Source organism: Pantoea sp. X-Soil-ISGK-355, assembly GCF_059730805.1.
Genome location: NZ_AP035971.1, coordinates 2,354,474 through 2,376,789 on the forward strand (window position 1 = coordinate 2,354,474; position 22,316 = coordinate 2,376,789).

Genomic DNA, 22,316 nt, shown 5'->3' on the forward strand with positions numbered 1-22,316 from the left:
TTGGCGATTCGTGTTTATTTATCGGCGGCGTCGGGGGGAACTTTATGCGTGGCAACGGCTTTAAACCGCCACCACGCTGAAAGGCAGAAAATCAGGCGCGGGAAATTTTGAAAACCGAGACAGCCTGGGTGAGGACGCTGGCCTGCTGCTCCAGTGCGGCAGCGGCAGCGGCAGACTCCTCCACCAGCGAGGCGTTCTGCTGGGTCACGCGATCCATTTCGGTGACGGCCAGACCGACCTGCTCAATACCGCGGCTCTGCTCGTCTGATGCAGAGGCGATCTCGCCCATGATATCGGTTACGCGGGTCACGGCACCCACAATCTCATTCATGGTGCTGCCGGCGCTTTCAACCTGCAGTGAACCGCTGTTAACGCGAGACACGGAGTCCTCGATCAGGCCTTTGATCTCTTTAGCGGCCTGAGCACTGCGCTGTGCCAGGCTGCGCACTTCACCGGCCACTACCGCAAAACCGCGCCCCTGTTCCCCGGCACGCGCCGCTTCAACCGCGGCATTCAGCGCCAGGATGTTGGTCTGGAAGGCGATACCGTCGATCACGCTGATGATGTCTGCGATCTTCTTCGAGCTGCCCGCAATCTCTTTCATGGTCGTCACCACGCCGTTCACCACTTTGCCGCCCTGCTGCGCGGTTTCCGAGGCGGTCAACGCCAGCTGCGAGGCCTGACGGGCGTTGTCAGCATTCTGCTTCACCGTGGCGGTGAGCTGCTCCATGCTGGCTGCAGTCTGCTCGAGTGAGGCGGCCTGCTCTTCGGTGCGGGCTGACAGGTCGTTGTTACCGGCGGCGATTTCACTGGCACCGGTAAAGATAGCGTCAGATCCGTCACGTACATTACCGACCGTCATCACCAGCGATTGCTGCATCTCCTGGATGCCGGCCGCCAGCTGGCTCATCTCATTGCGTCCTTCAACCACAATTGGCTGGGTCAAATCGCCGGATGCGATAGCGCGAATCTGCGCCAGCAGCTGTTGCAGCGGCTGAATCAGAACCTGACGCAGGCCAAACCAGCACGTAATAATCACCGCGAGCACCGCAACGCCAATGATAGCCAGCAGCCACATCATCTGCTTAAAGGCTGTCTGATTCTGTTCCATACCTTTATCGGAGAGTTCGGTCTGACGCGCCCGCCATTGGTTGTAACTCTCCTGCATCGCCACCTGCTTCTGCTCAATATTCTGTTTAAACATTCCTTCCAGGTCACGCGCCTGTAAACTTTTCACCATCGCTTTCAGGCCGTTTTCGTAATTAGCGTAATCGGCTTCCAGCTTGTCGCCCATGGTTTCATCAAGGCCCGGCGTAGTTGGCAGATGGTAATAAATTTTAAAGTGGCGATCGGCTTCCGCCAGCTGCTTATTGGCTTTGGTGATCAGCTCATCAAGCTGACCGCCGTTCATCTGCGATGCCATGCTGGTCTGTAAGCGCAGCATGCCGCGGTTCAGCGTGGTACGGCTGTTATTTAATGAAATATAAGCGTCTGTCATCTCGGTGACATTGCGGTTAGAGACCTGTGACAGTGCAAAGGACTCTTTGTCTTTATTAAGCGCTGACCAGAAAAGGCTGCCAGCCACTAACTGGAGCGCGCCAAAGATAACCAGGACTGCGATTAAACTGGTCACCACTTTTATTTTTTTTAACATCTCGTTCCCCTGCAGGTTAATTTAGGTGCAGCGGCTATATCGGCGTGTTTATAGGATTAATTAACGCTTTTCAGCGCTTTCAGAAGAGAAGTGGCTTTTGTAATTAATTTTATTAGCAGGAGCTGCTGAGTTTGGCTTTAAGCAGAGGAATAAAGGGGGTGGCTGCGCATCCCACAGGATGCGCAGCTTTACATCAGAAGGTTTCCCAGTGCGTATCACTGACCGGGGCCGTCAGGGCTTTGCGCGGTGCCAGCGGCGCCGTGGCGGGCGCGGCAATCGGCAAATGCTTTGTCAGCGTCTGCCTGGCTTCACGTTTGATTTTAAAGACCGAGACTGACTGGCTTAACCGGCTGGCCTGATCTTCCAGCGAAGCGGCCGCTGCCGCGGACTCTTCCACCAGCGAGGCGTTCTGCTGGGTGACGCGATCCATCTCGGTGACGGCCTGCCCGACCTGATCGATACCGCGACTCTGCTCATCCGACGCCGAGGCGATTTCGCCCATGATATCGGTGACGCGCGTGACCGCACTGACGATATCGCTCATGGTTTCCCCGGCGGTACCGACCAGTTGCGAACCCACGCTGACGCGGTTGACTGAATCGTCGATCAGTCCTTTGATCTCTTTGGCGGCCTGGGCGCTGCGCTGCGCCAGACTACGCACCTCGCCTGCGACCACCGCAAAACCGCGCCCCTGTTCACCGGCACGCGCCGCTTCAACGGCGGCGTTGAGCGCCAGAATATTCGTCTGGAACGCGATGCCATCAATCACGCTGGTGATGTCAGCAATCTTCTTCGAACTGCCGGCGATTTCGCTCATGGTTTTCACCACGCCAGCCACCACATTACCGCCTTTTTCTGCGGTTTCGGACGCGCTGAGTGCCAGCTGTGACGCCTGGCGGGCGTTCTCGGCGTTCTGTTTCACGGTGGCGGTGAGCTGCTCCATACTGGCCGCCGTCTGCTCCAGTGATGCCGCCTGTTGTTCGGTGCGGGCGGAAAGATCATTGTTTCCGGCAGAGATCTCACTGGCACCGGTGAAAATCGCATCCGATCCGTCACGCACATTGGTCACGGTGCGGACCAGCGACTGCTGCATTTCATGCAGGCTGGCGGCGAGTTGCGTCATCTCGTTACGCCCTTCCACCGCGATCGGCTGGGTTAAATCGCCCTGGGCAATATGCTGAATGTGATTAATGCTGTTGTTGAGTGGTGTCATCACGATTTTGCGCAGGCCAAACCAGCAGAGCACGATCACGGCGATCACAACGACCATAATGGCGGCAAGAATCCACATCATACGGCTGTAAGCGTTACTGTTCTCGGCCACGCCCAGCGTGGTCAGGCGACTCTGATCGGCGCGCCATTCGCGGTAAAGCGTCAGAAACGCACTCTGGCTCGGGGCCACCGGGGCTTTTGCGGCTGCGGCCATATCATTGACCTGCAGCGCACTCTGCAGGCTGTTCAGCGCGCCCGCATAATCACTGAAGCGCTGGTCAAGCTGATTGTTAAGCTGCTCATCCTGCCCTGGGGTATCTGGCGTCTCTTTGAACGTCTTGTAGAAACCCGCTGCAGCCTGCTGGAAACGCTGACTGTCCTCAAACAGCGAGGCGATATCGGCCGTTTTACCTTCCAGTTTACTGGTGGCGATACGCAGCTGAATGCGGGTCAGCAACACACGACTCTGGTTAAGGCTCATATAGGCGTCATTAAGCGCCTGGGTGTTTTGCATCGCCAGCTGCGATACGGCAAAGCTTTGCTTGTCGTGGCTTAATGCGGAGTAGAAAACAGAACCGGAGAAGGCCTGTAACAGCCCGAACACCAGCAACACCAGTAGCAGGCTGGTGACCACACGGATTTTCGTTAACATGAGTAACCCTGAAAAATGTAGGTAATTTAAAAGTGACAGTGAGATTATCGGCAGGTGACAGCAGGAAATTAGGGGGAAGTGCGGTTTTAAATATATGAATTCAAACGAAACCATTACATATTGTAACTATCACGGACCAGCCGAAGCCAGCCCGTGATGATGCAATTACGCGGTACGCAGGTTATCCACCAGCGCCATCTCGTCGCTGCTCAGCAGCTTCTCAATGTCGACCAGAATCAGCATGCGCTCGCCCAGCGCACCCAGACCAGTCAGGTACTCGGTAGACATGGTTACCGCGAACTCTGGTGAAGGACGGATCTGATCCTGGGTCAGTGACAGCACGTCAGAAACGCCATCGACCACGATACCGACCACGCGATTTTCCAGATTCAGCACGATGACCACGGTGTTGTCATTGTACTCAACGTCAGGCTGCGCAAACTTTACGCGCAGATCGATAATCGGCACGATTACGCCGCGCAGGTTCGTGACGCCGCGGATGAATTCAGGGGTATTCGCAATACGCGTTACCTGATCGTAACCGCGAATTTCCTGAACTTTGAGGATATCGATGCCGTACTCTTCGTCGCCCAGCGTGAAGACCAGAAACTCCTGACCCACAGTTTCGCCAGCAATTTTTGTCACGGTTGCCATTCCATTCATGTTATTTACCCTTTCGTTATCTGTCAGGCGGCAGCGCCGGCCACACGTTTTTCGCGGTTAAGTGACTGCAGTGCTGATACATCAACAATCAGCGCTACGCTACCATCGCCAAGAATGGTCGCGGCGGAGATGCCCGGCACTTTGCGATAGTTACTTTCCAGGTTCTTCACCACCACCTGATGCTGACCAATCAGCTGATCGACCAGCAGCGCGTAACGTTTGCCCGCGCTCTGCAGGATCACCACGATGCCCTGCGTGGCCTCGGTTTTGGCACCCTGTACATCAAAGACGTTCCACAACTCGACCAGTGGCAGATATTCACCACGCACTTCCAGCACGCACTCGCCTCCCGCCAGCGGTTTCAGCTCTTCGGCACGCGGTTGCAGTGATTCCATCACCGCATTCAGCGGCAGAATAAAGACTTCATCAGCCACGCGAACAGACATGCCATCAAGGATGGCCAGCGTCAGTGGCAGCAGGATACGAATAGTGGTGCCTTTGCCCTGCTTCGAGGCGATTTCAACGTGACCGCCCATCTCCTGAATATTTCGTTTCACCACGTCCATTCCGACGCCGCGTCCTGAAACATCCGTCACCTGCTCCGCCGTAGAGAAGCCCGGTGCGAAGATCAGCATGCCGACCTCTTCGTCGCTCATGTTCTCGTGAACCGGCAGGCCCGATGACAGGGCTTTAGCCAGAATACGTTCACGGTTCAGGCCGGCACCATCATCTGACACTTCGATACAGATGTTGCCGCCCTGGTGTTCCGCGGAAAGCGTCAGGTTACCCGTGGCCACTTTACCGGCCACCAGACGTTTCTCGGGGGTTTCGATACCGTGGTCAAGACTGTTACGCACCAGGTGCGTTAATGGATCGATGATACGCTCAATCAGGCTCTTATCGAGTTCGGTGGAACTGCCCAGCAGGGTCAGTTCGACCTCTTTGCCGAGTTTGCTCGCCAGGTCACGCACCAGACGCGGGAAGCGGCTGAAGACATATTCCATTGGCATCATACGAATCGACATCACCGATTCCTGCAGGTCGCGGGCGTTACGTTCCAGCTGCCCCATGCTGTTCAGCAGGTCGCCGTGCGCCACCGGGTCGAGTTCACCGGAACGCTGGGCAAGCATTGACTGGGTAATGACCAGTTCACCCACCAGGTTGATCAGCTGATCGACCTTCTCTACCGCAACACGGATGCTGGTCGATTCGCTCGACTTGGCCGGTGCCGCGACGCGCTTACTTTCACGCTTCACCGCTGCCACGGGCAGTTCGGTAACGCTGGCGGTGTGAACCTCTTCTGCCTCGGGTGCGGCGGCTACAACAGCAGCAACCGGCGCGGCAACGGCTTCGTCAGCCTCCGGGAAACGGATCTGCGCTTCGTCGATGACGAAGCAAAGCACCGCCACGATGTCATCTTTACCGACGCCATCAATGCAGACGTCCAGCGTGGTGCTGCCCTTCTGCACATTGGTCAGGGTGCCGAGATTGCTCATCTCTTCCAGCATCAGGTCGACTTCTTTCTCTTTGAGGTCGATCAGCTGTACCCGCAGGCCGCTGGTGCTGGCGGGTTCTGCGCTGGCAGTGGTTACCGTAGCCGGAACATCAACCGGCAGACCTTTGGCCTCGAGCGCCAGCTGGCGCAGCGCTTCACAGATATATTTGAAGCTCTCCGCGTTAGGCTCCTGCGCGGTTTTATAAGCATCGAGCTGTTCCTGCATAATATCTTTGGTTTCCAAAAACAGGTTGATGATGTCGGTGCTGAGCTGCATCTCGCCGCGACGAGCACCATCCAGAATGTTTTCCAGGATATGAGTCGTTTCCTGTAATACCGTAAAACCAAAGGTTCCGGCCCCACCCTTAATGGAGTGAGCGGCACGGAAGATGGCGTTAAGCTGTTCCGAATCTGGCTCCTGCGGGTCCAGGCCCAACAGGTGTTGTTCCATATCCGCTAACAGCTCATCGGCTTCATCAAAAAACGTCTGGTAAAAATCGCTGATGTCCATACTCACGGGAATCACCTCGGCTGTGAGGGGGCTGCTGTATTCACCGCGCTGCCTGGTGTTGCAGGTGCGGTAATCTGTTCAATGGCCGCCGGATCGCTGATCTGGACGGCATCACTTTCTGCGTTCTCTTTTTCTATTGCTGCTTCGGTGTCGTGGTTCAACACCAGCAGGCTGATGCGGCGATTAACTGCGTCGTTACCGCCACGATTTTTCAGGCGCATGGTGTCGGCCATACCTAACACCCGTAAAACTTTGCCGCTATCCAGGCCGCCCATCACCAGTTCCCGGCGTGAAGCGTTAGCGCGGTCGGTAGAGAGTTCCCAGTTGCTGTAGCCCTTGTCACCGCTGGCATACTGAAAATCATCGGTATGTCCGGCCAGGCTGATGCGGTTCGGAATATCGTTAAGGATCGGCGCGATGGCACGCAGAATATCGCGCATATACGGCTCCACCTCCGCCCGACCGGTTTTAAACATCGGGCGATTCTGGCTGTCGATAATCTGAATACGCAGCCCCTCTTCCACCATGTTGATGATCAGATGCGGCCGCAGCGCTTTCAGACGCGGATCCGCTTCAATCATCTGGTCGAGCTTTTCACGCAGCCGGTTAAGGCGAATCTCATCCAGCTTGCGTTTCTGGGCGTCCATATCGACGACTTTGTTCACTTCGCCAATCTTTTTGGTCGGATCGTCACCGCCGCCAGGGATCGGGCTATCGCTGTCGCTGCTGCGCGCGCCGCCGGTAATTGCGACTTTAAGCGGCGTTTTGAAGTAGTCCGCAATCTGCACCAGCTCCTGCGGGTTGGCGATCGACAGCAGCCACATCACCATAAAAAAGGCCATCATCGCCGTCATAAAGTCGGCGTAGGCAATCTTCCACGATCCGTGGCTGCCTTCATGGCCTTTATGTTTGCGCTTTTTGATCAGCACAATTGGGCGATTGCCGTGTTTCATGAAGCCTCGTCTGAAGTCTGTTTAGCCGGGTTCTTAGCGTTACGTACATGCTCTTCCAGTTCGCTGAACGATGGGCGCTCGGCGGAGTAGAGCGTCTTACGACCAAACTCCACTGCAATCTGCGGCGCATATCCGTTCAGGCTCGACAGCAATGTCACCTTGATGCACTGCATCATCTTGGTGGTTTCTGCACATTTCTGACGCAGTACTGACGCCAGTGGAGAAACGAATCCGTAGGCCAGTAAAATGCCAAGGAAGGTTCCCACCATCGCATGGGCCACCAGCGCACCGAGTTCAGCAGCCGGACGGTCGGCTGAAGCCAGCGCATGGACCACGCCCATTACCGCGGCGACGATACCGAATGCCGGAAGACCATCGCCTACTGCAGAAATACTTTGCGCTGGTACGTCACACTCGTGTTCGTAAGTCTCAATCTCTTCATCCATCAACGCTTCGATTTCAAAGGCGTTCATGTTGCCGCTGACCATCAGGCGCAAATAGTCAGTAATAAAATCTACTAACTGTTTATCGGCAAGGATGCGGGGATAATTAGCAAAAATTTCACTCTGACTGGGATCTTCAATATCGCGTTCCAGCGATAACATCCCCTGCTGACGCGACTTCGCCATCAGGCGATAAAGCAGCGCCATCAAATCCATGTAAACGGCTTTGTTGTATTTGGAGCCGCGAAATAACTTTGGCAGCGCCTTCAGCGTTTTTTTAATCGACTTGCCATTGTTACCGACTAAAAAAGCACCGGCACCGGCACCGCCGATCATTAATAATTCGGCTGGCTGATAAAGCGCGCCCAGATGGCCACCTACCAGCGCATATCCGCCCAACACGGAGCCTAAAACAATCAGGTAACCTATAATTATCAGCACAAAAAAATCCTTACGTCCGTAACGTGTTGGTGGAAATTTAGCCAGAGAGCAGCAGGTGTTATTCCTGAACCGCAAGCAAAAAAAAAGCAGCGGTATTAACCGCTGCTGGATGGCTTCCACAATGCGAACAAACTTAAACGGCGTGTTTAACCTGTTCATCCAGCAGTTGTGGAAACATATCGGCAGGTTCTGCAGAAAGTTTACGTCTTTTTACGGCACGTGATGGCGGCTGGCACAGGCTGCAGGTAAAGCTCCCAACCGGCTGATGCGCATGATTAATAAAGCTGCCGTTGCAGCATTTGCAATCCGCCAGTTCCAGCATACCGCTATCAACGAATCGGACCAGGGTCCAGGCACGAGTCAGCGCCAACAGCGGGCCCTCGTCCGATTGAGGACACTGTTCAAGATACAGGCGGTAGGCTTTGATTACGGCATCTACACCGCTGCACAGGCCAGTTTTCAGTAAAAATTTCCAGGCGTTACAGAACATAGAAGCATGTATGTTCTGCTCCCATGTCATAAACCAGTCCGTGGAGAACGGCAGCATGCCTTTTGGCGGCGGACTGCCACGTAATTCTTTATAGAGCTTGATCAGACGACCACGGCTCAGCTGAGTTTCACTCTCTAACATCTGTAAGCGCGCACCTAAAGTGATGAGCTCCATAGCGAGCTGAATATCACGTGCTTCCTGAACGATACTTTTCTCACTCATGACATTGCTCTCTTTTTAGCAGGCGCTTCATCTTTAGACGCATTACGCAGTAAACGGCTCGATAATAAAATTCCGGTGTGGATTTGTTGTAAATCATCCACGCGTGATTCCTGCGTCAGGCGATTAATAGTGCTGCTATCGGTAAAACGGAAGTGGCAAACCAGCTGATTGGTTTCCGCCATTTTCACCATCTCAGGCAATGTTAATTCAGATAATGCGTTCGCCATCTTCTCGTCAATGCCGAGGCGAAACATTGCAGAAGCTTTATCCTGGTTAATTAAACGCTGCGCGAGCAGTAAATAAGACAAGTTGAGATCATAAATATGTTTCAGTACTTCAGAGTTGCCCATTATTTTTCCATCCTGAGAGATGCGACGTAACTGTATCGCAGATTAAAATCTGCGGTTCGAGCTGCTGTTTGTTAAATCAAAAGATGGCAAAAAAAACTTCACATAATTTTAATGTCACTGTTTTTCGCCTTCTATTTTCGCGGGTTTCAGACCCACTGAAGGTCGAAAATCCATGCCATTCTATTTTCAAGTTCCGGACATCTTCCGTGACGTCTTCTTACATTTTTTAGGACTATTCCGAAAACAACGCAAATCTATATCGTCTGATTTCGACATACAACGACAGCCGGATGAAATTTTAGATAAAGTGTGACGCAGATCACACTTTTAACGCAAATTTCTTCAGCAATCCTTTACGATTGCTTACTGACTGGTCGTTTTTTGAACAAAAAAGTGTGTTTTTAAGTCCAATTCGTCCTGAGAAAGGTTTAATAGGGGGTAAAAGCATCGCTATTCGTCGCTTTGCGCAGTCCGGAATGATTATCGGGTGTTAATCGTTTTAACACCCTATTTAGAACCACCTAAACGAAGGTTATCAGAATATTATGCTGGTAAGGTGGGACGTTATTTGCTGTTAAATTAGTTACTTAAGGGGAGTGTCGCAGGGTGTGAGTAATGAAATCGTTAAGGTTTCTACGGCAGTAAGGGGGGATTCTGGCAACCTGGTGTTAACAGCGACAGCGGGACGTTCAGGCTCCGAAACCCAATGTAACAAGGGGTTACATAAGAAAGACGAATGAATTAACGGCAGGTTATGCGTTGGCACTATCACTATCGGCAGTCTGAAGAAGAACTTTAGCAAAGTAGCTAAAGAAAGCGGCAGGCAGTGGTATGACAGGGTTTTCGGGGGTCATTGCATAGATCCGGCCACACTCAGCCGCTACTGAGGTCATCGGCACAAAATCGCAACGCAGAGTCGTTAACAGATAGCGGGCGAGTTTTCTGTGAGCTGGGCTTAAAAAAAAGCAGCGATACCGTCATAGTATCGCTGCTTCCATTATTGCCCTAAAGGCTCAGGTCAGGCGAGTTTCGGGAAGGTCGCCACCTTATTAACGGTACTGTGGTCAACACTGCGTGGGTCAATGCGCTCAAGGTCCTTCAGGAAGCTCTCACGCCAGGCGGTAATGTCGTTTTTGCGCAGTACCGCCATCATATCGTTGTAGCGTGAAATCCTTTCGGTACGCGGCATGGTAATCGCCTTATCCAGCGCAGCGGCCACTTCATCGCGGTCATACGGGTTCACTATCAGCGCTGAGGTCAGTTCGTTGGCGGCGCCGGCAAAGCGCGACAACACCAGTACACCCGGATCGTCCGGGTCTTGCGCTGCGACATACTCTTTCGCGACCAGGTTCATGCCGTCACGCAGCGGCGTCACCAGCCCCACATCGGTCAGCCGGAAGATCTTCATCAGCAGACGACGGTCGAAATGCTGGTTGAGATAGTAGAGCGGGGTCCAGCCCAGCGTACCGTACTTACCGTTGATGCGCCCTGCTTCAGTCTCCAGCTGATGACGGATGTCCTGATAGGCCTGCACATCGCCACGTGAGGTGGGTGCGATCTGCGAATAGCGGATCTTACCGCGATGCTCCGGGAAGTTCTCCAGCAGCGCTTCATAAGCAAGAAAACGCTCAGGCAGACCTTTGGAATAGTCGAGACGTTCACAGGCAATAATGTTGCGTGCATCGCCCAGCTCTTTCTTCATAGCCGCCATTTTTGGCGGTAGCGGCCCTTCTGCCATCTCTTTAATACTGTCTGGCTCAATCCCGATGGGATAAACCTCAGTCATAAAGGTGTTGCCAAACGCGCGATGCTTTTTGTCGCCTTTATTCTGTAGCTGCGTAAGCTGACTGACGCTGTCCAGGAACGCCACCCGATCGGATTCAGTCTGGAAGCCCAGCAGGTCATATTCACACAGCATTTCCAGCAGCTCTTTGTGCGGAGGCAATGCGTTGAAGATTTCAGGCGTCGGGAATGGAATATGCAGGAAGAAACCGATGCGGTTATTAATACCGGCCCGACGCAGTGCGGCGGCAAAAGGTAAAAAGTGATAATCGTGGATCCAGACAATATCATCAGGCTTGATCAGCGGTTTTAAACGCTGCGCCACCGAATCATTGACGTCGCAATACCCTTCCCACGCTTCACGCTGGAACTTTACCAGGTCGAGGCGGTAATGGAAGGCGGGCCAGATAACTGTATTAGAGAACTGGCAATAATAGAGATCGTAATCGTTCTGACTCAGCGGGAACGAGGCATACTCGATACCCTCATGCTCCTGAACCTTAACGTCTTCAACGTCTTCGCCTGTGAACTCGCTGATTTCACCGTTCCAGCCAAACCACATTCCACCGGTGCTTTTCAATGCATCGAGAATGCCGACGGCCAGGCCACCAGCGCTGGTTTTAGACCCATCTGGCATGGCGACACGGTTAGATACAACCACTAAACGACTCATAACCTAAACTCCTTACCGACGTTGTCTTGATCTAATAGTAATAATGTTTTTTCCAGCCAGCCGTAAACGTCATCGACATCGTTGAGTCGATAATTGGCCTGGCTTGCCCCTTCGCCGACTTTAACTGAGACGCCCTGTCGTTCATTAACGGCCAGAAAGCCCTTCTCATCCGTCAGATCGTCGCCAATAAAGACTGGCGTACGCCCGGCAAAAGGGGGCTGCTGCATAAAGTCGCTGATTGCCGCGCCTTTATCGATGCCTGCAGGTTTAATCTCAACGACACATTTCCCTGGCTGAAGCGCCAGTCCCGGGAAACGCTTCACTGACTGTTCAGCCAGTCGCAACACATCCTGCTCATGCTGCATCGCCTGGCGGTAATGAAGTGCAAAGGCCATGCCTTTCACCTCAAGCTGAGTGCCAGGCCAGCAAGCCATCGCATCCTGCAATTCCTTCCTGAGATTTTGTTCAACCTCAACAGGCAGGCTGATGCGCTGCACATTACCCTCTGCATCACGACGCTCAGCACCATGCACGCCCGCCGCCGGGCCGTGCCACGGCGCAGCCAGCGCATCCAGTTGTTCGATGGGTCTGCCGGAGACCAGCGCCAGTGCGCCCTGAGAAAGCGCAGAGAGCTGTTGAAGTTGTGCGATGACCTGCTCAGGAATAAATACCGCTTCGGGACGGGACTGTATCGCTGCCAGCGTGCCGTCGACATCAAAAAAGAAGGCGTACTGCCCGCTGCTTAATGTCGGGTACCTGGCATAGGTGTCTGCCGCTTGGGTCACGTTACTTCTCCTGAAAATCAAATTTAATAAAACATTGAGTTAAAACAAGAATGTCCTGACGCAGTCAGGTCAGCAAGCGGGAAATTCTGATAAAGCGGTGATTGAGGGGTAAAACGCGGTGATTGGATAGGTCACTCTCCTCAAACTTGCAAGCGCATTGCTGACAATACTGGCTAACTGAGAACATCTTCACAATAAGTGTAGTCATTAACAGGGGTTATGCCAGAAATATGCACTTTTCATGCCAGCCGCTGCGGTTAAGTCAGCAGAAAAGCGCCATTCACATCTGTTCCTTTTTTAATAATCGTAGCGGTATCGGTCCGCATCAGGCTGGAGTGATGCTGGTTACTCACCCGGAACAAATGACATTCTTCAAAGCTTAAGTTTCTTAAGGTATTCCTAATATAGAAAGCGCAATCTCGTGACACTTTTATTACTCTGGTTCCTGCTCACATGGTGTTTACCCTGAAGAGGCCGCTAATTAGCCGCCTAAGCTTGCTGATCCTGGCTGCGGTTTATATCGCGGTTTTCCTTAATATTGCTTATTACCGTCAGGTGCTGGCGGTAATGCCGCTGAACAACCTGCATACCACGCTGGTGTTTTTATCAATGCCATTCGTTGCCTTTAGCGTGATTAACATCGTGATTACGCTGGCCTCATTTGTCTGGCTGGATCGGCTGCTGGCCGCACTGTTTATTCTGCTCTCTGCGTCGGCACAGTTTTTTATTCAGACTTATAACATCGTGGTCGATCGCTCAATGATCACCAACATGATGGATACCACAGCTTCCGAATCCTTTGCGCTGATTACGCCGCAGCTGCTCTTCACCCTGCTCACCTCGGGCGTGCTGATGGCGTTACTGGTTTTCTGGCCGCGCATAAAACGGCAGCAGTGGCGTGGCGTGCTGGCGCGACTGCTCAGCGTGCTGCTTTCCGCCGCGCTGATCGTGCTGGTTGCCCTGCTCTTCTATAAAGATTACGCTTCGCTGTTTCGCAATAACCGCGAGCTGGTTAAAGCGCTCAGCCCTTCTAACAGCATTGCGGCAACGCTCTCCTGGTATAAGCATGAGCAGTTGCAGAATGTGCCGCTGGTACGCATTGGTGAAGATGCCCATCTGCAGCCCAGCCGCAGCAGCGGTAAGCCGAATCTGACCATTCTGGTGCTGGGAGAGACGTCGCGCGCGCAAAACTTCTCGCTGGGCGGTTACCGTCGTCTGACCAATCCTCTACTGGCGAAAGACGATGTGATCTACTTCCCGCACACGACCTCGTGCGGCACGGCGACGGCGGTTTCTGTGCCCTGTATGTTCTCCAACATGCCGCGCGCGCATTATGATGATGTGCTGGCTGCCCATCAGGAGGGACTGCTGGATATTATTCAGCGCGCCGGCATCAGCGTGTTATGGAATGAAAATGATGGTGGCTGCAAAGGTGCCTGTGACCGGGTGCCGCATCAGGACATGACCAGCCTGAACCTGCCCGGCATGTGTATTAATGGTGAATGTTATGACGACGTGCTGTTCCACGGTCTGGACGACTACATCAGCCAGCTGAAAGGTAACGGGGTCATTGTCCTGCACACCATTGGCAGTCATGGCCCGACCTACAGCCATCGCTATCCCCCACAGTTCCGTCAGTTTGAACCGACCTGTGACACTAATCAGATTCAGGACTGTTCGCAACAACAGCTGATCAACACCTATGACAACACGCTGGTCAATGTGGATCATATTGTCGATAAGGCCATCAATGTCCTGCGCGCGCATCAGGATCGCTTCACCACCAGCCTGGTCTATCTTTCTGATCATGGTGAATCGCTGGGTGAAAATGGGGCTTACCTGCATGGTCTGCCCTATGCTATTGCCCCGGATACGCAGAAACATGTGCCGATGCTGATCTGGCTCTCTGATGATTATCAGAAACGTTATGCGGTTAATCGCGGCTGTCTGAATAAACGGGCGGCGACAGATGATTTTTCACAGGATAATCTCTTTTCAACCATGCTGGGATTAACCGGCACCGCGACCCACGAATATGTGCCTGCGGATGATATTTTGACGCCGTGTCGGAGCCAACCTTAATGAAGATACTGATTGTTGAAGATGATGCTCTGCTGCTGCAGGGCCTTATGCTGGCGCTGGAGGGCGAAGGCTATGTCTGCGATGGCGTGAAACGGGTACGCGATGCAGAAGCGCATTTCGCCAGCGGTCTCTATAGTCTGGTGGTGCTGGACCTGGGCTTGCCGGATGAAGATGGATTGCACTTCCTGATACGCCTGCGGCGGCAGAAGAAGATGACACCGGTGCTGATCCTGACCGCGCGCGACACCATCAGCGAGCGCATTGCCGGGCTCGACGCGGGTGCTGATGACTATCTGATTAAACCGTTTTCGCTGGATGAGCTGCTGGCGCGCATCCGCGCCCTGATTCGCCGTCACGTCAATCAGGGCGACAGCCAGGTGAGAGTCGGCTCGCTGGCGCTGGATATGACCCATCGTCAGATCACCCTCGGCGATATGCTGCTGGATCTGACGCCCAAAGAGTTTGCGATTCTGTCACGACTGATGCTGAAGGCCGGCAATCCGGTTCACCGTGAAATTCTCTACCAGGACATCTATAACTGGGAGACCGAGCCTTCTACTAATACGCTGGAAGTGCATATCCATAATCTGCGCGACAAAATTGGCAAAAGCGCCATTCGTACCGTGCGCGGATTTGGTTATGCGCTGGTGACGCAGGATGGCGTTCGCGAGGCCACATGATAAAACGTTTCGATCACCGCAGTATGCGCTTTCGCCTGATCCTGACTATTGGTCTGATCCTGCTGGTATTCCAGGTGATCAGCGTGGTCTGGCTGTGGCATGAGAGTAAAGAGCAGATTCAGTTTCTGGTGGAAGCGCAGTTGCAGAAGCGCAACATGGACAGCCACGTGAAGCGTGAAATCCACGAAGCAGTGGCCAGCCTGGCGGTGCCGAGCCTGGTGATGATTACGCTGACGCTGCTGCTTTGCTATCAGGCGGTGAAATGGGTCACCCGACCGCTGTATCAGCTGCAGCGGGAACTGGAAAGCCGCAGCGAAGAGAATCTCGATCCCGTCACCTGTCACAGTCAGGTTCATGAGATCGATGCGGTAACTCAGGCGATAAACCAGCTGGTCGCCCGCCTCAACAGCAGTCTGGAGCGCGAAAGATTGTTTACCGCCGACGTGGCGCATGAGTTGCGCACGCCGCTGGCGGGATTACGGCTCCACCTGGAGTTAATCGAACGCAACAGCGATGTCAAAGTTCAGCCGCTGGTGCAACGCCTGGATCAGATGACCCACAGCGTATCGCAGCTGCTGAATCTGGCGCGCGCCGGACAGTCATTTACCTCAGGCACCTATCAGAACGTCGGGCTGATCGAAGATGTGATCCTGCCGATGGAAGCGGAGCTGAGTATCATGCTGGAGGCGCATCAGCAGACGCTGGTTCTGGATCTGCCGCAGGCGCAGTTTGTGCGTGGTGATGCCACCCTGCTGAAGATGCTGCTGCGTAACCTGGTGGAGAACGCCCATCGCTACAGCCCGGATAACAGTACTATCAGCGTGCAGCTGCTGTCTGTGCCACAGCCCATGATGGTGGTGGAAGATGAGGGACCGGGAATTGATGAAAGTAAAAGTGGTGAGCTGAGTAAAGCGTTTATCCGGATGGACAGTCGCTATGGCGGTATCGGACTCGGGCTGAGCATTGTCAGCCGCATCGTCCAGTTACACCGTTTTCAGTTTTTCTTAGAGAACCGTCGCGACCGGAGCGGTTGCCGGGCCGTCATTAAGTTTTAAGCGGTAAACCAGGCAAACAGGAACAGTACAACCGTTGCTGCGGCAATCAGCAGAGCCGTATATTCGCTCATCGGACGTGTCGGAGTGACAGCCAGGGTAGCAGGGGCAGTTTTCATAGTATTCTCCTCCGTTAAAGCAGGCAGTATCGCGCCTGCATATTAAGGAAACCTTAAGCTCGCGAGACGATCGGTGAAAATGTCTGCTCTGTCCTGTTTCTCCCATGGCCCCCTTTATGCCCGCTAACCTTCCTGCCGCACCCGCAGGGTGCTCTACACTTAATGGCACCATTCCGTTAAAGGAGCTACGCCATGAGCCAACGCATGCACAAATATGCTTTTCCGGTCAGCAAAGCCCGTAAATATCTTGAGCCCGGACCGGTATTGCTGCTCAGTTCGCAGTATCAGGATCAGCATGACATTATGACGCTCGGCTGGCACACGGTGCTGGAGTTCTCTCCGTCACTGGTCGGCTGCATGATTGCCGGCATGAATCACAGCCACGAGCTGATCCGCAACAGCGGTCAGTGCGTGCTGAATATCCCTTCTGCCTCGCTGATTAATGAAGTGGTGGCTGTCGGCAACAGCCACGGTGACAGTATTGATAAGTTTGAGGCGTTTGGCCTGACGCCGGAACCGGCTCAGGTAGTGGTTGCGCCAATGATTGCCGAATGTTTTGCCAGCTTTGAATGTCAGCTTTATGACGATTCTATGGTCGCCCGCTACAACCTGTTTATTTTTGAGATCGTCAAAGCGCATGTCGTCGGGGAGCCCGAATATCCCGCTACCCTGCACTATACCGGTGAAGGCCGCTTCAGCGTGATGGGCGACAAAATGCTGGATAAAAGCGGAGATTTTAAACCGGAGATGCTCATCTAGTTGAAAGCGCTCTGCTGCGCCCCCATTCACCTCTTTCGACCTGACAGGAGTAAATTATTATGGCAATCGAATACGCAGTTATCGCTGGCGGCTGTTTCTGGTGTACCGAAGCGGTATTTAAGGACGTGATCGGCGTAGAGTCGGTTGAAAGCGGCTATACCGGCGGAGCCCGTCCTAATCCGACCTATGGGCAGGTCTGCAGCGGTGCAACCGGTCATGCAGAAGCGATCCGCATTGGCTTTGATCCGGAGCAGGTAACCTACGGCGATCTGCTGGATATCAGCTTTGTCACGCATGATCCGACCCAGCTTAACCGTCAGGGCAATGATATCGGCACCCAGTATCGCTCCGCCATTTTCCCGGCGAATGCAGAACAGGAAGCAGAAGCGCGTGCCGCCATTGAACGCGCCCAGGCCGACCATGATGTGCCCGTGGTCACCACGATTGAGCCGCTGAAAGAGTGGTATCCCGCCGAGGCTTATCATCAGGATTACTGGGAAGGCGCGGGCCAGCGCAACGGCTACTGCATGGCCGTGATCCCACCGAAACTGCAGAAGCTGCGCAAGAGCTTCGCTAATCGGGTGAAGAGCTGATTTAGCGTCTGACGGTGCGGCGCCCGGCTGGGATACAGGCCCGGACGCCGCACCGGGTTATTTCAGTCGTAACGCAGCCCTGAAAATGACCCGGTCTGCTTCTTTGTTACTGTGGAATATGGCGCATAAACGGCCGGTTTTAAGCCGCAGTAAATCGATTCGTTCAGAGCTTAAGCGAATAGATCGAAAGAAAAAAATAGTGCTTGACCCTTTTCAGCCGACTCCCTATAGTAGCGCCCCGTTGACCCAGCGCGGTCAGCGAAGTAAATGTGGTGAGGTGTCCGAGTGGCTGAAGGAGCACGCCTGGAAAGTGTGTATACGGCAACGTATCGGGGGTTCGAATCCCCCTCTCACCGCCACATTCTGAAGAAGAGCCTGAACAAATGTTCAGGCTTTTTTTTGCCTATTGCACTGCGAGAGGGGGTGAGAACCCCCGCCGGGGTTCGACAGCAGGTGAAACCTGCTGGACAGCGGAGCCTGCGACGCTGCCCGCAGGGTGAGCGCAGCGAATCCATCCCCCTCTCACCGCCACATTCTGAAGAAGAGCCTGAACAAATGTTCAGGCTTTTTTTTGCCTATTGCACTGCGAGAGGGGGTGAGAACCCCTGCCGGGGTTCGACAGCAGGTGAAACCTGCTGGACAGCGGAGCCTGCGACGCTGCCCGCAGGGTGAGCGCAGCGAATCCATCCCCCTCTCACCGCCACATTCTGAAGAAGAGCCTGAACAAACGTTCAGGCTTTTTTTTTTTGCATATTGCACTGCGAGAGGGGGTGAGAACCCCCGCCGGGGTTCGACAGCAGGTGAAAGCTGCTGGACAGCGGAGCCTGCGACGCTGCCCGCAGAGTGAGCGCAGCGAATCCATCCCCCTCTCACCGCCACATTCTGAAGAAGAGCCTGAACAAACGTTCAGGCTTTTTTTTTTGCATATTGCACTACGAGAGGGGGTGAGAAGCCCCACAGTGGAAACGATCGCATGCTGAGCGAATTCCTCTCTTCGCTGATGTTCTCTTCTTTAATTTTCCTATCCTTTGCTCATTATTCTTATTTGAGGCCATTAATTAAATTTACGTAATTCTCAAACTGGAAAGTTTATATTTAATTCTGCGACACATTAAATGACCTGCCTCAAAAGGCATCTGCTATAGCCTGTTACTATACGCGGCTAAAAATTTGCAAGACGCTGATAATGAACGATGAAAAAAGATGAATTAAAAAAACACCTGTATGAATGTTTACGCTTCGAAGTGATGGTGAGTGAGAAACCTTTTAGCTGGACACGTACGCTTCATAAAGCCTTAAAGTGTCCGGACAGGCGATTTAACTTCTGGTGGCGGATTGTCTCATTTCTGTACCATTCCGAGAGTAAAACCTCAAAGAGGCTCGCGAAGAAAATTAATCGCAAATTAATTCAGAAGTACAACACTGAAATCCAGCCCGGCACCCAAATCGGACCGGGACTGAACGTCAGCCACTTCTTATCGGTGGTGATAAATGAATGCACCGTTATTGGCCGTAATTTCAAAATCCGTCAGAACTCCACGATCGGCATCCCCGGCCGCACAGATAACAGCACATCCGCCCGCATCGTTATTGGCGATAACGTTGAAGTGGGTGCCGGAAGTTGCATCATTGGGGACGACCTGGTCATAGGAAGTAACGTGACTATCGGCGCGATGTCATTTATCAATAAAAGCATCCCGGACAATAGCGTTGTTTATACCGAAAAAATTCTGGTCATCCGCGGTAAATAACAGCCAGCATTGTGGTTAAACTGCACGAAAGTTTCCTGCATAACGCTATGCAGGGCGTACCTTTGAATGCCAGCCTGCATTAATACGAAGTCATGATTAAGCCTTTAATGCCTGACTTATCAGCATCAGCCTGTTATTAAGTCCGTCAGGCAACATCCATTGCCTCAGCTTTTTTATATCAAAGTCTGCGGTGCCATCATTAACGACGTCACCTGTTATTCTGACATCCACTCCGTCCTGGCGCCCTAACCTGAACAGACAAAAGAAAACCCGGCCGGAGCCGGGTTTGGGCGCTACACTTCTACTCAATCGAACGCTAGCTATATGCGTGCAGGGTGCGCTGACAAAGCGCAGAACGCACACAATCCTCTTTGCCAAAGCGCACAATGCCAACCATCTCGTCCTCTTCAAAACGCGCCAGCGCGTCCGCGAGACCGGAAGGCACCCCAGCGGGCAAGTCGCACTGGGTAATATCGCCGTTAACAATGACCGTGACGTTTTCGCCCAGTCGGGTCAGGAACATTTTCATCTGCGCGGCGGTCACGTTCTGCGCCTCGTCCAGAATCACCACAGCATTTTCAAAGGTGCGGCCTCGCATATAGGCGAAGGGCGCAATCTCTACCTTGGCAATTTCCGGACGCAGACAATATTGCATAAATGATGTGCCAAGACGTTTAACCAGAATGTCATAAACCGGGCGGAAATAAGGGGCGAATTTCTCAGAAATATCACCGGGCAGGAATCCCAAATCCTCATCTGCCTGAAGTACCGGGCGCGTAACGATAATCCTGTCGATATCCTTATTAATCAGGGCTTCAGCCGCTTTCGCAGCACTGATCCAGGTTTTACCGCACCCGGCTTCACCGGTTGCGAAGATCAGCTGTTTTCTCTCTATGGCGTTAAGATAGTGCGCCTGAGCTTCATTACGGGCTTCAATCGGCAACCGGTCACGCGTATCGCGCGCCATGCCAATGGCATCCAGTCCGCTCATATGCACCAGCGAAGTGACCGACTCTTCTTCACGCTGACGATGACTCCGGGAGTCATTACGAAGCACTCTTCTTGCTTCACGACGCGCTTTGATCACTGCTTTCTGTCTTCCCATAGTGGCACCTTTCAGTTGGTTTCATTTCCCGCGCAGGCCGGTGGCCCGTTGCGATTACGTGAACGCTTTAGAGGTTTCAGTTGGCTTCCTTTTGAGCCATGACAGGACAGGATAGTGGGTATACAGCAGCGCAATAGCGTGGCTGAACACCGGATAAAACAGGCTGTGCTAAGACGAAAGAAATGGTTGAAGGAAGGGAGAAATAACGAGGCAGAATTGCCCTCGCGGTCAGGCGCAATTTATTCAGTGACAGTAACGTTCCATAAAAGACTCGACCCATGCGCGAACTCCAGTGTGATACATCGACACATCCGATTACGCCTGTTGAATAAAGTGCATCATTTCGTTGGACCTTTGCAATAGTAATTTTACCTGCTGGCAAAGGAATTGCTAATCACACGTAACTATTTCTTTTAAGGCGAAATGTAAAATCCATAGATTACAGTGAATTAGCTTATTTGATATATGCCAGAGCATGGCTTAATCTCAGCTAAAACTCAGTAAGCAAAGCGTTGAAACCTAAAAGGCAGGCGGTTGAGGATAAGCCGCCTGCGATGGTTAAATTTTAATCAGGCTTCCAGCAACGACTGTGCTAAATAATGGCTGGCGTCGGGGACACCGGGTAAAACGAAAAAGTAACCGCCGCCAAAAGGCCGGATATATTCTTCCAGCGCTTCACCGTTCAGACGCTGCTGCACGGTCAGAAACCCACGTTCCAGATCGTGCTGGTAGCAGACGAACAGCAGCCCCATCTCCAGCTGGCCGGATGCGGAGATACCCGCCGAGTAACTGTAGCCACGTCGCAGCATCAGGCTGCTGGCCGTCTCAGGTGTACGAGGGTTAGCAAGACGGATATGCGCATCCAGTGCAATCACATCGCCGTCCGGATCACGGGCGTAATCCGGAACGTCACGCTCATGCTTCATCCCCAGCGGCGCGCCGCTCAGCTTCTCGCGTCCAAAGATAGTCTGCTGCTCACCCAGCGGCGTGCGGTCCCACATTTCGACGTGAAAGCGGATAAGCCGCACGGCCTGATAGCTGCCGTTGCGTGCCCAGGCAGGTTCATCCTGGTCCGCGGTCACCCAAAGCAGCTGTTTCATTAACGCAGAATCGTGAGTATCCGGATTCGCGGTGCCATCTTTAAAGCCCAGCAGATTGATCGGCGTCTCCTGCCCCTGACTGCGTGCCGCGTGGTCGGAGATAAAGCCTTCACGCCGCCAGCGTACACCCAGCAGATCGGGCGTATGCTTGATGATGTCACGCAGGGCATGAATCACCGTATCCTGCGTATTGGCACAAATCTGCAACAGCAGGTCCCCATGACACTGGCTGGCATCCAGCGAATCATTGGGGAAGCGCGTCATCGGCTGCAATTTTTTCGGCTTACGCGGCGCCAGACCAAAGCGTTCATCAAACAGCGAATGCCCGACCGATACGGTAATCGTCAGATTATCCGGCGCGATCGTCGCCCCCAGAATGCCGGAATCCATCGGTGGCAGTTGCGGATTGGTGACCGCAGGTGCCGGACCGCCCGTCGTGAGAAAGGCGATACGCTGGGTCAGCAGCTGAAACAGACGCTTCAGTTCGGCTTTATCGCTGCTGAGCAGGTCAAACGCCACCAGCATCATTGATGCCTGCTGGGGCGTCGTGATCCCCGCCTGATGCTGACCATAAAACGGCTGCGTCTGCTGTCGCGCCTGCGGCGTCACCGTACCTGGCGAAAAGCTGTCAGCGGCAGCGGTATGGAACGGACAGCCGCCGCCGATGGCCGCTGCCCCGCCCAGCAGACCCAGTCCTTTCAGTAAACGACGGCGCGCAGGCTGCGCGTCATCTTCCTTACGACTCATGA

18 protein-coding genes and 1 tRNA gene are annotated in these 22,316 nt (G+C 53.5%); 7 read left to right on the forward strand and 12 right to left on the reverse strand.

Annotated features, from left to right (window positions below; genetic code table 11):
- Positions 1-91 precede the first annotated feature (91 nt).
- The 10 genes from AC6I8J_RS10930 to otsB form a co-directional block, all read right to left on the reverse strand.
- Positions 92-1,654 (reverse strand): methyl-accepting chemotaxis protein, encoded by a 1,563-nt coding sequence (locus tag AC6I8J_RS10930; RefSeq protein ID WP_222925364.1) that lies wholly within the window; start codon positions 1,652-1,654, stop codon positions 92-94.
- 193 nt (positions 1,655-1,847) lie between these two features.
- Positions 1,848-3,518, reverse strand: a complete 1,671-nt coding sequence (locus AC6I8J_RS10935; protein WP_497825354.1) for a methyl-accepting chemotaxis protein — start codon at positions 3,516-3,518, stop codon at positions 1,848-1,850.
- A 165-nt stretch (positions 3,519-3,683) separates the two neighbouring features.
- A complete protein-coding gene (gene cheW, locus AC6I8J_RS10940) occupies positions 3,684-4,181 on the reverse strand; it encodes a chemotaxis protein CheW (RefSeq protein WP_150015287.1) in 498 nt (165 codons plus the stop codon).
- Positions 4,182-4,204: 23 nt separating this feature from the next.
- Complete coding sequence (gene cheA / locus AC6I8J_RS10945) at positions 4,205-6,187, reverse strand: chemotaxis protein CheA (RefSeq protein WP_202604904.1); 1,983 nt, start codon at positions 6,185-6,187, stop codon at positions 4,205-4,207.
- Between the two features lie 11 nt (positions 6,188-6,198).
- A complete protein-coding gene (gene motB / locus AC6I8J_RS10950; RefSeq protein ID WP_161733167.1) occupies positions 6,199-7,140 on the reverse strand; it encodes a flagellar motor protein MotB in 942 nt (313 codons plus the stop codon).
- The gene (motA, locus tag AC6I8J_RS10955; RefSeq protein ID WP_161733169.1) at positions 7,137-8,024 is read right to left on the reverse strand and encodes a flagellar motor stator protein MotA; all 888 of its coding nucleotides are present in this window, start codon (positions 8,022-8,024) and stop codon (positions 7,137-7,139) included. The genes motB and motA overlap by 4 nt, the downstream gene beginning before the upstream one ends.
- 133 nt (positions 8,025-8,157) lie before the next feature.
- Positions 8,158-8,736, reverse strand: coding sequence for a flagellar transcriptional regulator FlhC (gene flhC / locus AC6I8J_RS10960; RefSeq protein ID WP_033732951.1), 579 nt, complete (start codon positions 8,734-8,736; stop codon positions 8,158-8,160).
- Positions 8,733-9,086 carry a flagellar transcriptional regulator FlhD gene (gene flhD, locus AC6I8J_RS10965; RefSeq protein ID WP_161733171.1) on the reverse strand — a complete coding sequence of 118 codons (354 nt, stop codon included), beginning with the start codon at positions 9,084-9,086 and terminating at the stop codon, positions 8,733-8,735. The genes flhC and flhD overlap by 4 nt, the downstream gene beginning before the upstream one ends.
- 1,018 nt (positions 9,087-10,104) lie before the next feature.
- Positions 10,105-11,541: an alpha,alpha-trehalose-phosphate synthase gene (otsA, locus tag AC6I8J_RS10970; RefSeq protein WP_161733173.1), complete on the reverse strand. Its 1,437-nt coding sequence runs from the start codon at positions 11,539-11,541 to the stop codon at positions 10,105-10,107.
- Positions 11,538-12,326, reverse strand: a complete 789-nt coding sequence (gene otsB, locus AC6I8J_RS10975) for a trehalose-phosphatase (RefSeq protein ID WP_161733175.1) — start codon at positions 12,324-12,326, stop codon at positions 11,538-11,540. Before otsB ends, otsA begins: the two co-directional genes overlap by 4 nt.
- 453 nt (positions 12,327-12,779) lie before the next feature.
- On the opposite strand from otsB, the gene eptA reads away from it, so the two are divergent.
- From eptA to AC6I8J_RS11010, 7 genes are all read left to right on the forward strand, one after another.
- Positions 12,780-14,408 (forward strand): phosphoethanolamine transferase EptA, encoded by a 1,629-nt coding sequence (eptA, locus tag AC6I8J_RS10980; protein WP_161733177.1) that lies wholly within the window; start codon positions 12,780-12,782, stop codon positions 14,406-14,408.
- The gene (gene pmrA, locus AC6I8J_RS10985) at positions 14,408-15,088 is read left to right on the forward strand and encodes a two-component system response regulator PmrA (protein WP_161733179.1); all 681 of its coding nucleotides are present in this window, start codon (positions 14,408-14,410) and stop codon (positions 15,086-15,088) included. The genes eptA and pmrA overlap by 1 nt, the downstream gene beginning before the upstream one ends.
- The gene (pmrB, locus tag AC6I8J_RS10990; protein WP_161733181.1) at positions 15,085-16,143 is read left to right on the forward strand and encodes a two-component system sensor histidine kinase PmrB; all 1,059 of its coding nucleotides are present in this window, start codon (positions 15,085-15,087) and stop codon (positions 16,141-16,143) included. The genes pmrA and pmrB overlap by 4 nt, the downstream gene beginning before the upstream one ends.
- Positions 16,144-16,451: 308 nt before the next feature.
- Positions 16,452-17,018: a flavin reductase family protein gene (locus AC6I8J_RS10995; RefSeq protein WP_202604897.1), complete on the forward strand. Its 567-nt coding sequence runs from the start codon at positions 16,452-16,454 to the stop codon at positions 17,016-17,018.
- 59 nt (positions 17,019-17,077) lie between these two features.
- Positions 17,078-17,611: a peptide-methionine (S)-S-oxide reductase MsrA gene (gene msrA, locus AC6I8J_RS11000; RefSeq protein WP_497825355.1), complete on the forward strand. Its 534-nt coding sequence runs from the start codon at positions 17,078-17,080 to the stop codon at positions 17,609-17,611.
- Between the two features lie 271 nt (positions 17,612-17,882).
- Positions 17,883-17,970, forward strand: a tRNA-Ser gene (locus AC6I8J_RS11005).
- Between the two features lie 834 nt (positions 17,971-18,804).
- Positions 18,805-19,362: a serine acetyltransferase gene (locus tag AC6I8J_RS11010; RefSeq protein ID WP_497825356.1), complete on the forward strand. Its 558-nt coding sequence runs from the start codon at positions 18,805-18,807 to the stop codon at positions 19,360-19,362.
- Positions 19,363-19,678: 316 nt separating this feature from the next.
- On the opposite strand, the gene phoH is transcribed toward AC6I8J_RS11010, so the two are convergent.
- Positions 19,679-20,467, reverse strand: coding sequence for a phosphate starvation-inducible protein PhoH (gene phoH / locus AC6I8J_RS11015; protein WP_161735993.1), 789 nt, complete (start codon positions 20,465-20,467; stop codon positions 19,679-19,681).
- Between the two features lie 569 nt (positions 20,468-21,036).
- The gene (gene efeB, locus AC6I8J_RS11020) at positions 21,037-22,314 is read right to left on the reverse strand and encodes an iron uptake transporter deferrochelatase/peroxidase subunit (protein ID WP_161735994.1); all 1,278 of its coding nucleotides are present in this window, start codon (positions 22,312-22,314) and stop codon (positions 21,037-21,039) included.
- Positions 22,315-22,316 lie beyond the last annotated feature (2 nt).

What these genes read in the sequence shown, in the direction of transcription:
- AC6I8J_RS10930 (WP_222925364.1), bottom strand. Translation starts at nt 1,654, where the DNA reads ATGTTAAAAAAAATAAAAGTGGTGACCAGTTTAATCGCAGTCCTGGTT.
- AC6I8J_RS10935 (WP_497825354.1), bottom strand. Translation starts at nt 3,518, where the DNA reads ATGTTAACGAAAATCCGTGTGGTCACCAGCCTGCTACTGGTGTTGCTG.
- cheW (WP_150015287.1), bottom strand. Translation starts at nt 4,181, where the DNA reads ATGAATGGAATGGCAACCGTGACAAAAATTGCTGGCGAAACTGTGGGT.
- cheA (WP_202604904.1), bottom strand. Translation starts at nt 6,187, where the DNA reads ATGGACATCAGCGATTTTTACCAGACGTTTTTTGATGAAGCCGATGAG.
- motB (WP_161733167.1), bottom strand. Translation starts at nt 7,140, where the DNA reads ATGAAACACGGCAATCGCCCAATTGTGCTGATCAAAAAGCGCAAACAT.
- flhC (WP_033732951.1), bottom strand. Translation starts at nt 8,736, where the DNA reads ATGAGTGAGAAAAGTATCGTTCAGGAAGCACGTGATATTCAGCTCGCT.
- flhD (WP_161733171.1), bottom strand. Translation starts at nt 9,086, where the DNA reads ATGGGCAACTCTGAAGTACTGAAACATATTTATGATCTCAACTTGTCT.
- otsA (WP_161733173.1), bottom strand. Translation starts at nt 11,541, where the DNA reads ATGAGTCGTTTAGTGGTTGTATCTAACCGTGTCGCCATGCCAGATGGG.
- eptA (WP_161733177.1), top strand. Translation starts at nt 12,780, where the DNA reads ATGGTGTTTACCCTGAAGAGGCCGCTAATTAGCCGCCTAAGCTTGCTG.
- pmrA (WP_161733179.1), top strand. Translation starts at nt 14,408, where the DNA reads ATGAAGATACTGATTGTTGAAGATGATGCTCTGCTGCTGCAGGGCCTT.
- pmrB (WP_161733181.1), top strand. Translation starts at nt 15,085, where the DNA reads ATGATAAAACGTTTCGATCACCGCAGTATGCGCTTTCGCCTGATCCTG.
- AC6I8J_RS10995 (WP_202604897.1), top strand. Translation starts at nt 16,452, where the DNA reads ATGAGCCAACGCATGCACAAATATGCTTTTCCGGTCAGCAAAGCCCGT.
- msrA (WP_497825355.1), top strand. Translation starts at nt 17,078, where the DNA reads ATGGCAATCGAATACGCAGTTATCGCTGGCGGCTGTTTCTGGTGTACC.
- AC6I8J_RS11010 (WP_497825356.1), top strand. Translation starts at nt 18,805, where the DNA reads ATGAAAAAAGATGAATTAAAAAAACACCTGTATGAATGTTTACGCTTC.
- phoH (WP_161735993.1), bottom strand. Translation starts at nt 20,467, where the DNA reads ATGGGAAGACAGAAAGCAGTGATCAAAGCGCGTCGTGAAGCAAGAAGA.
- efeB (WP_161735994.1), bottom strand. Translation starts at nt 22,314, where the DNA reads ATGAGTCGTAAGGAAGATGACGCGCAGCCTGCGCGCCGTCGTTTACTG.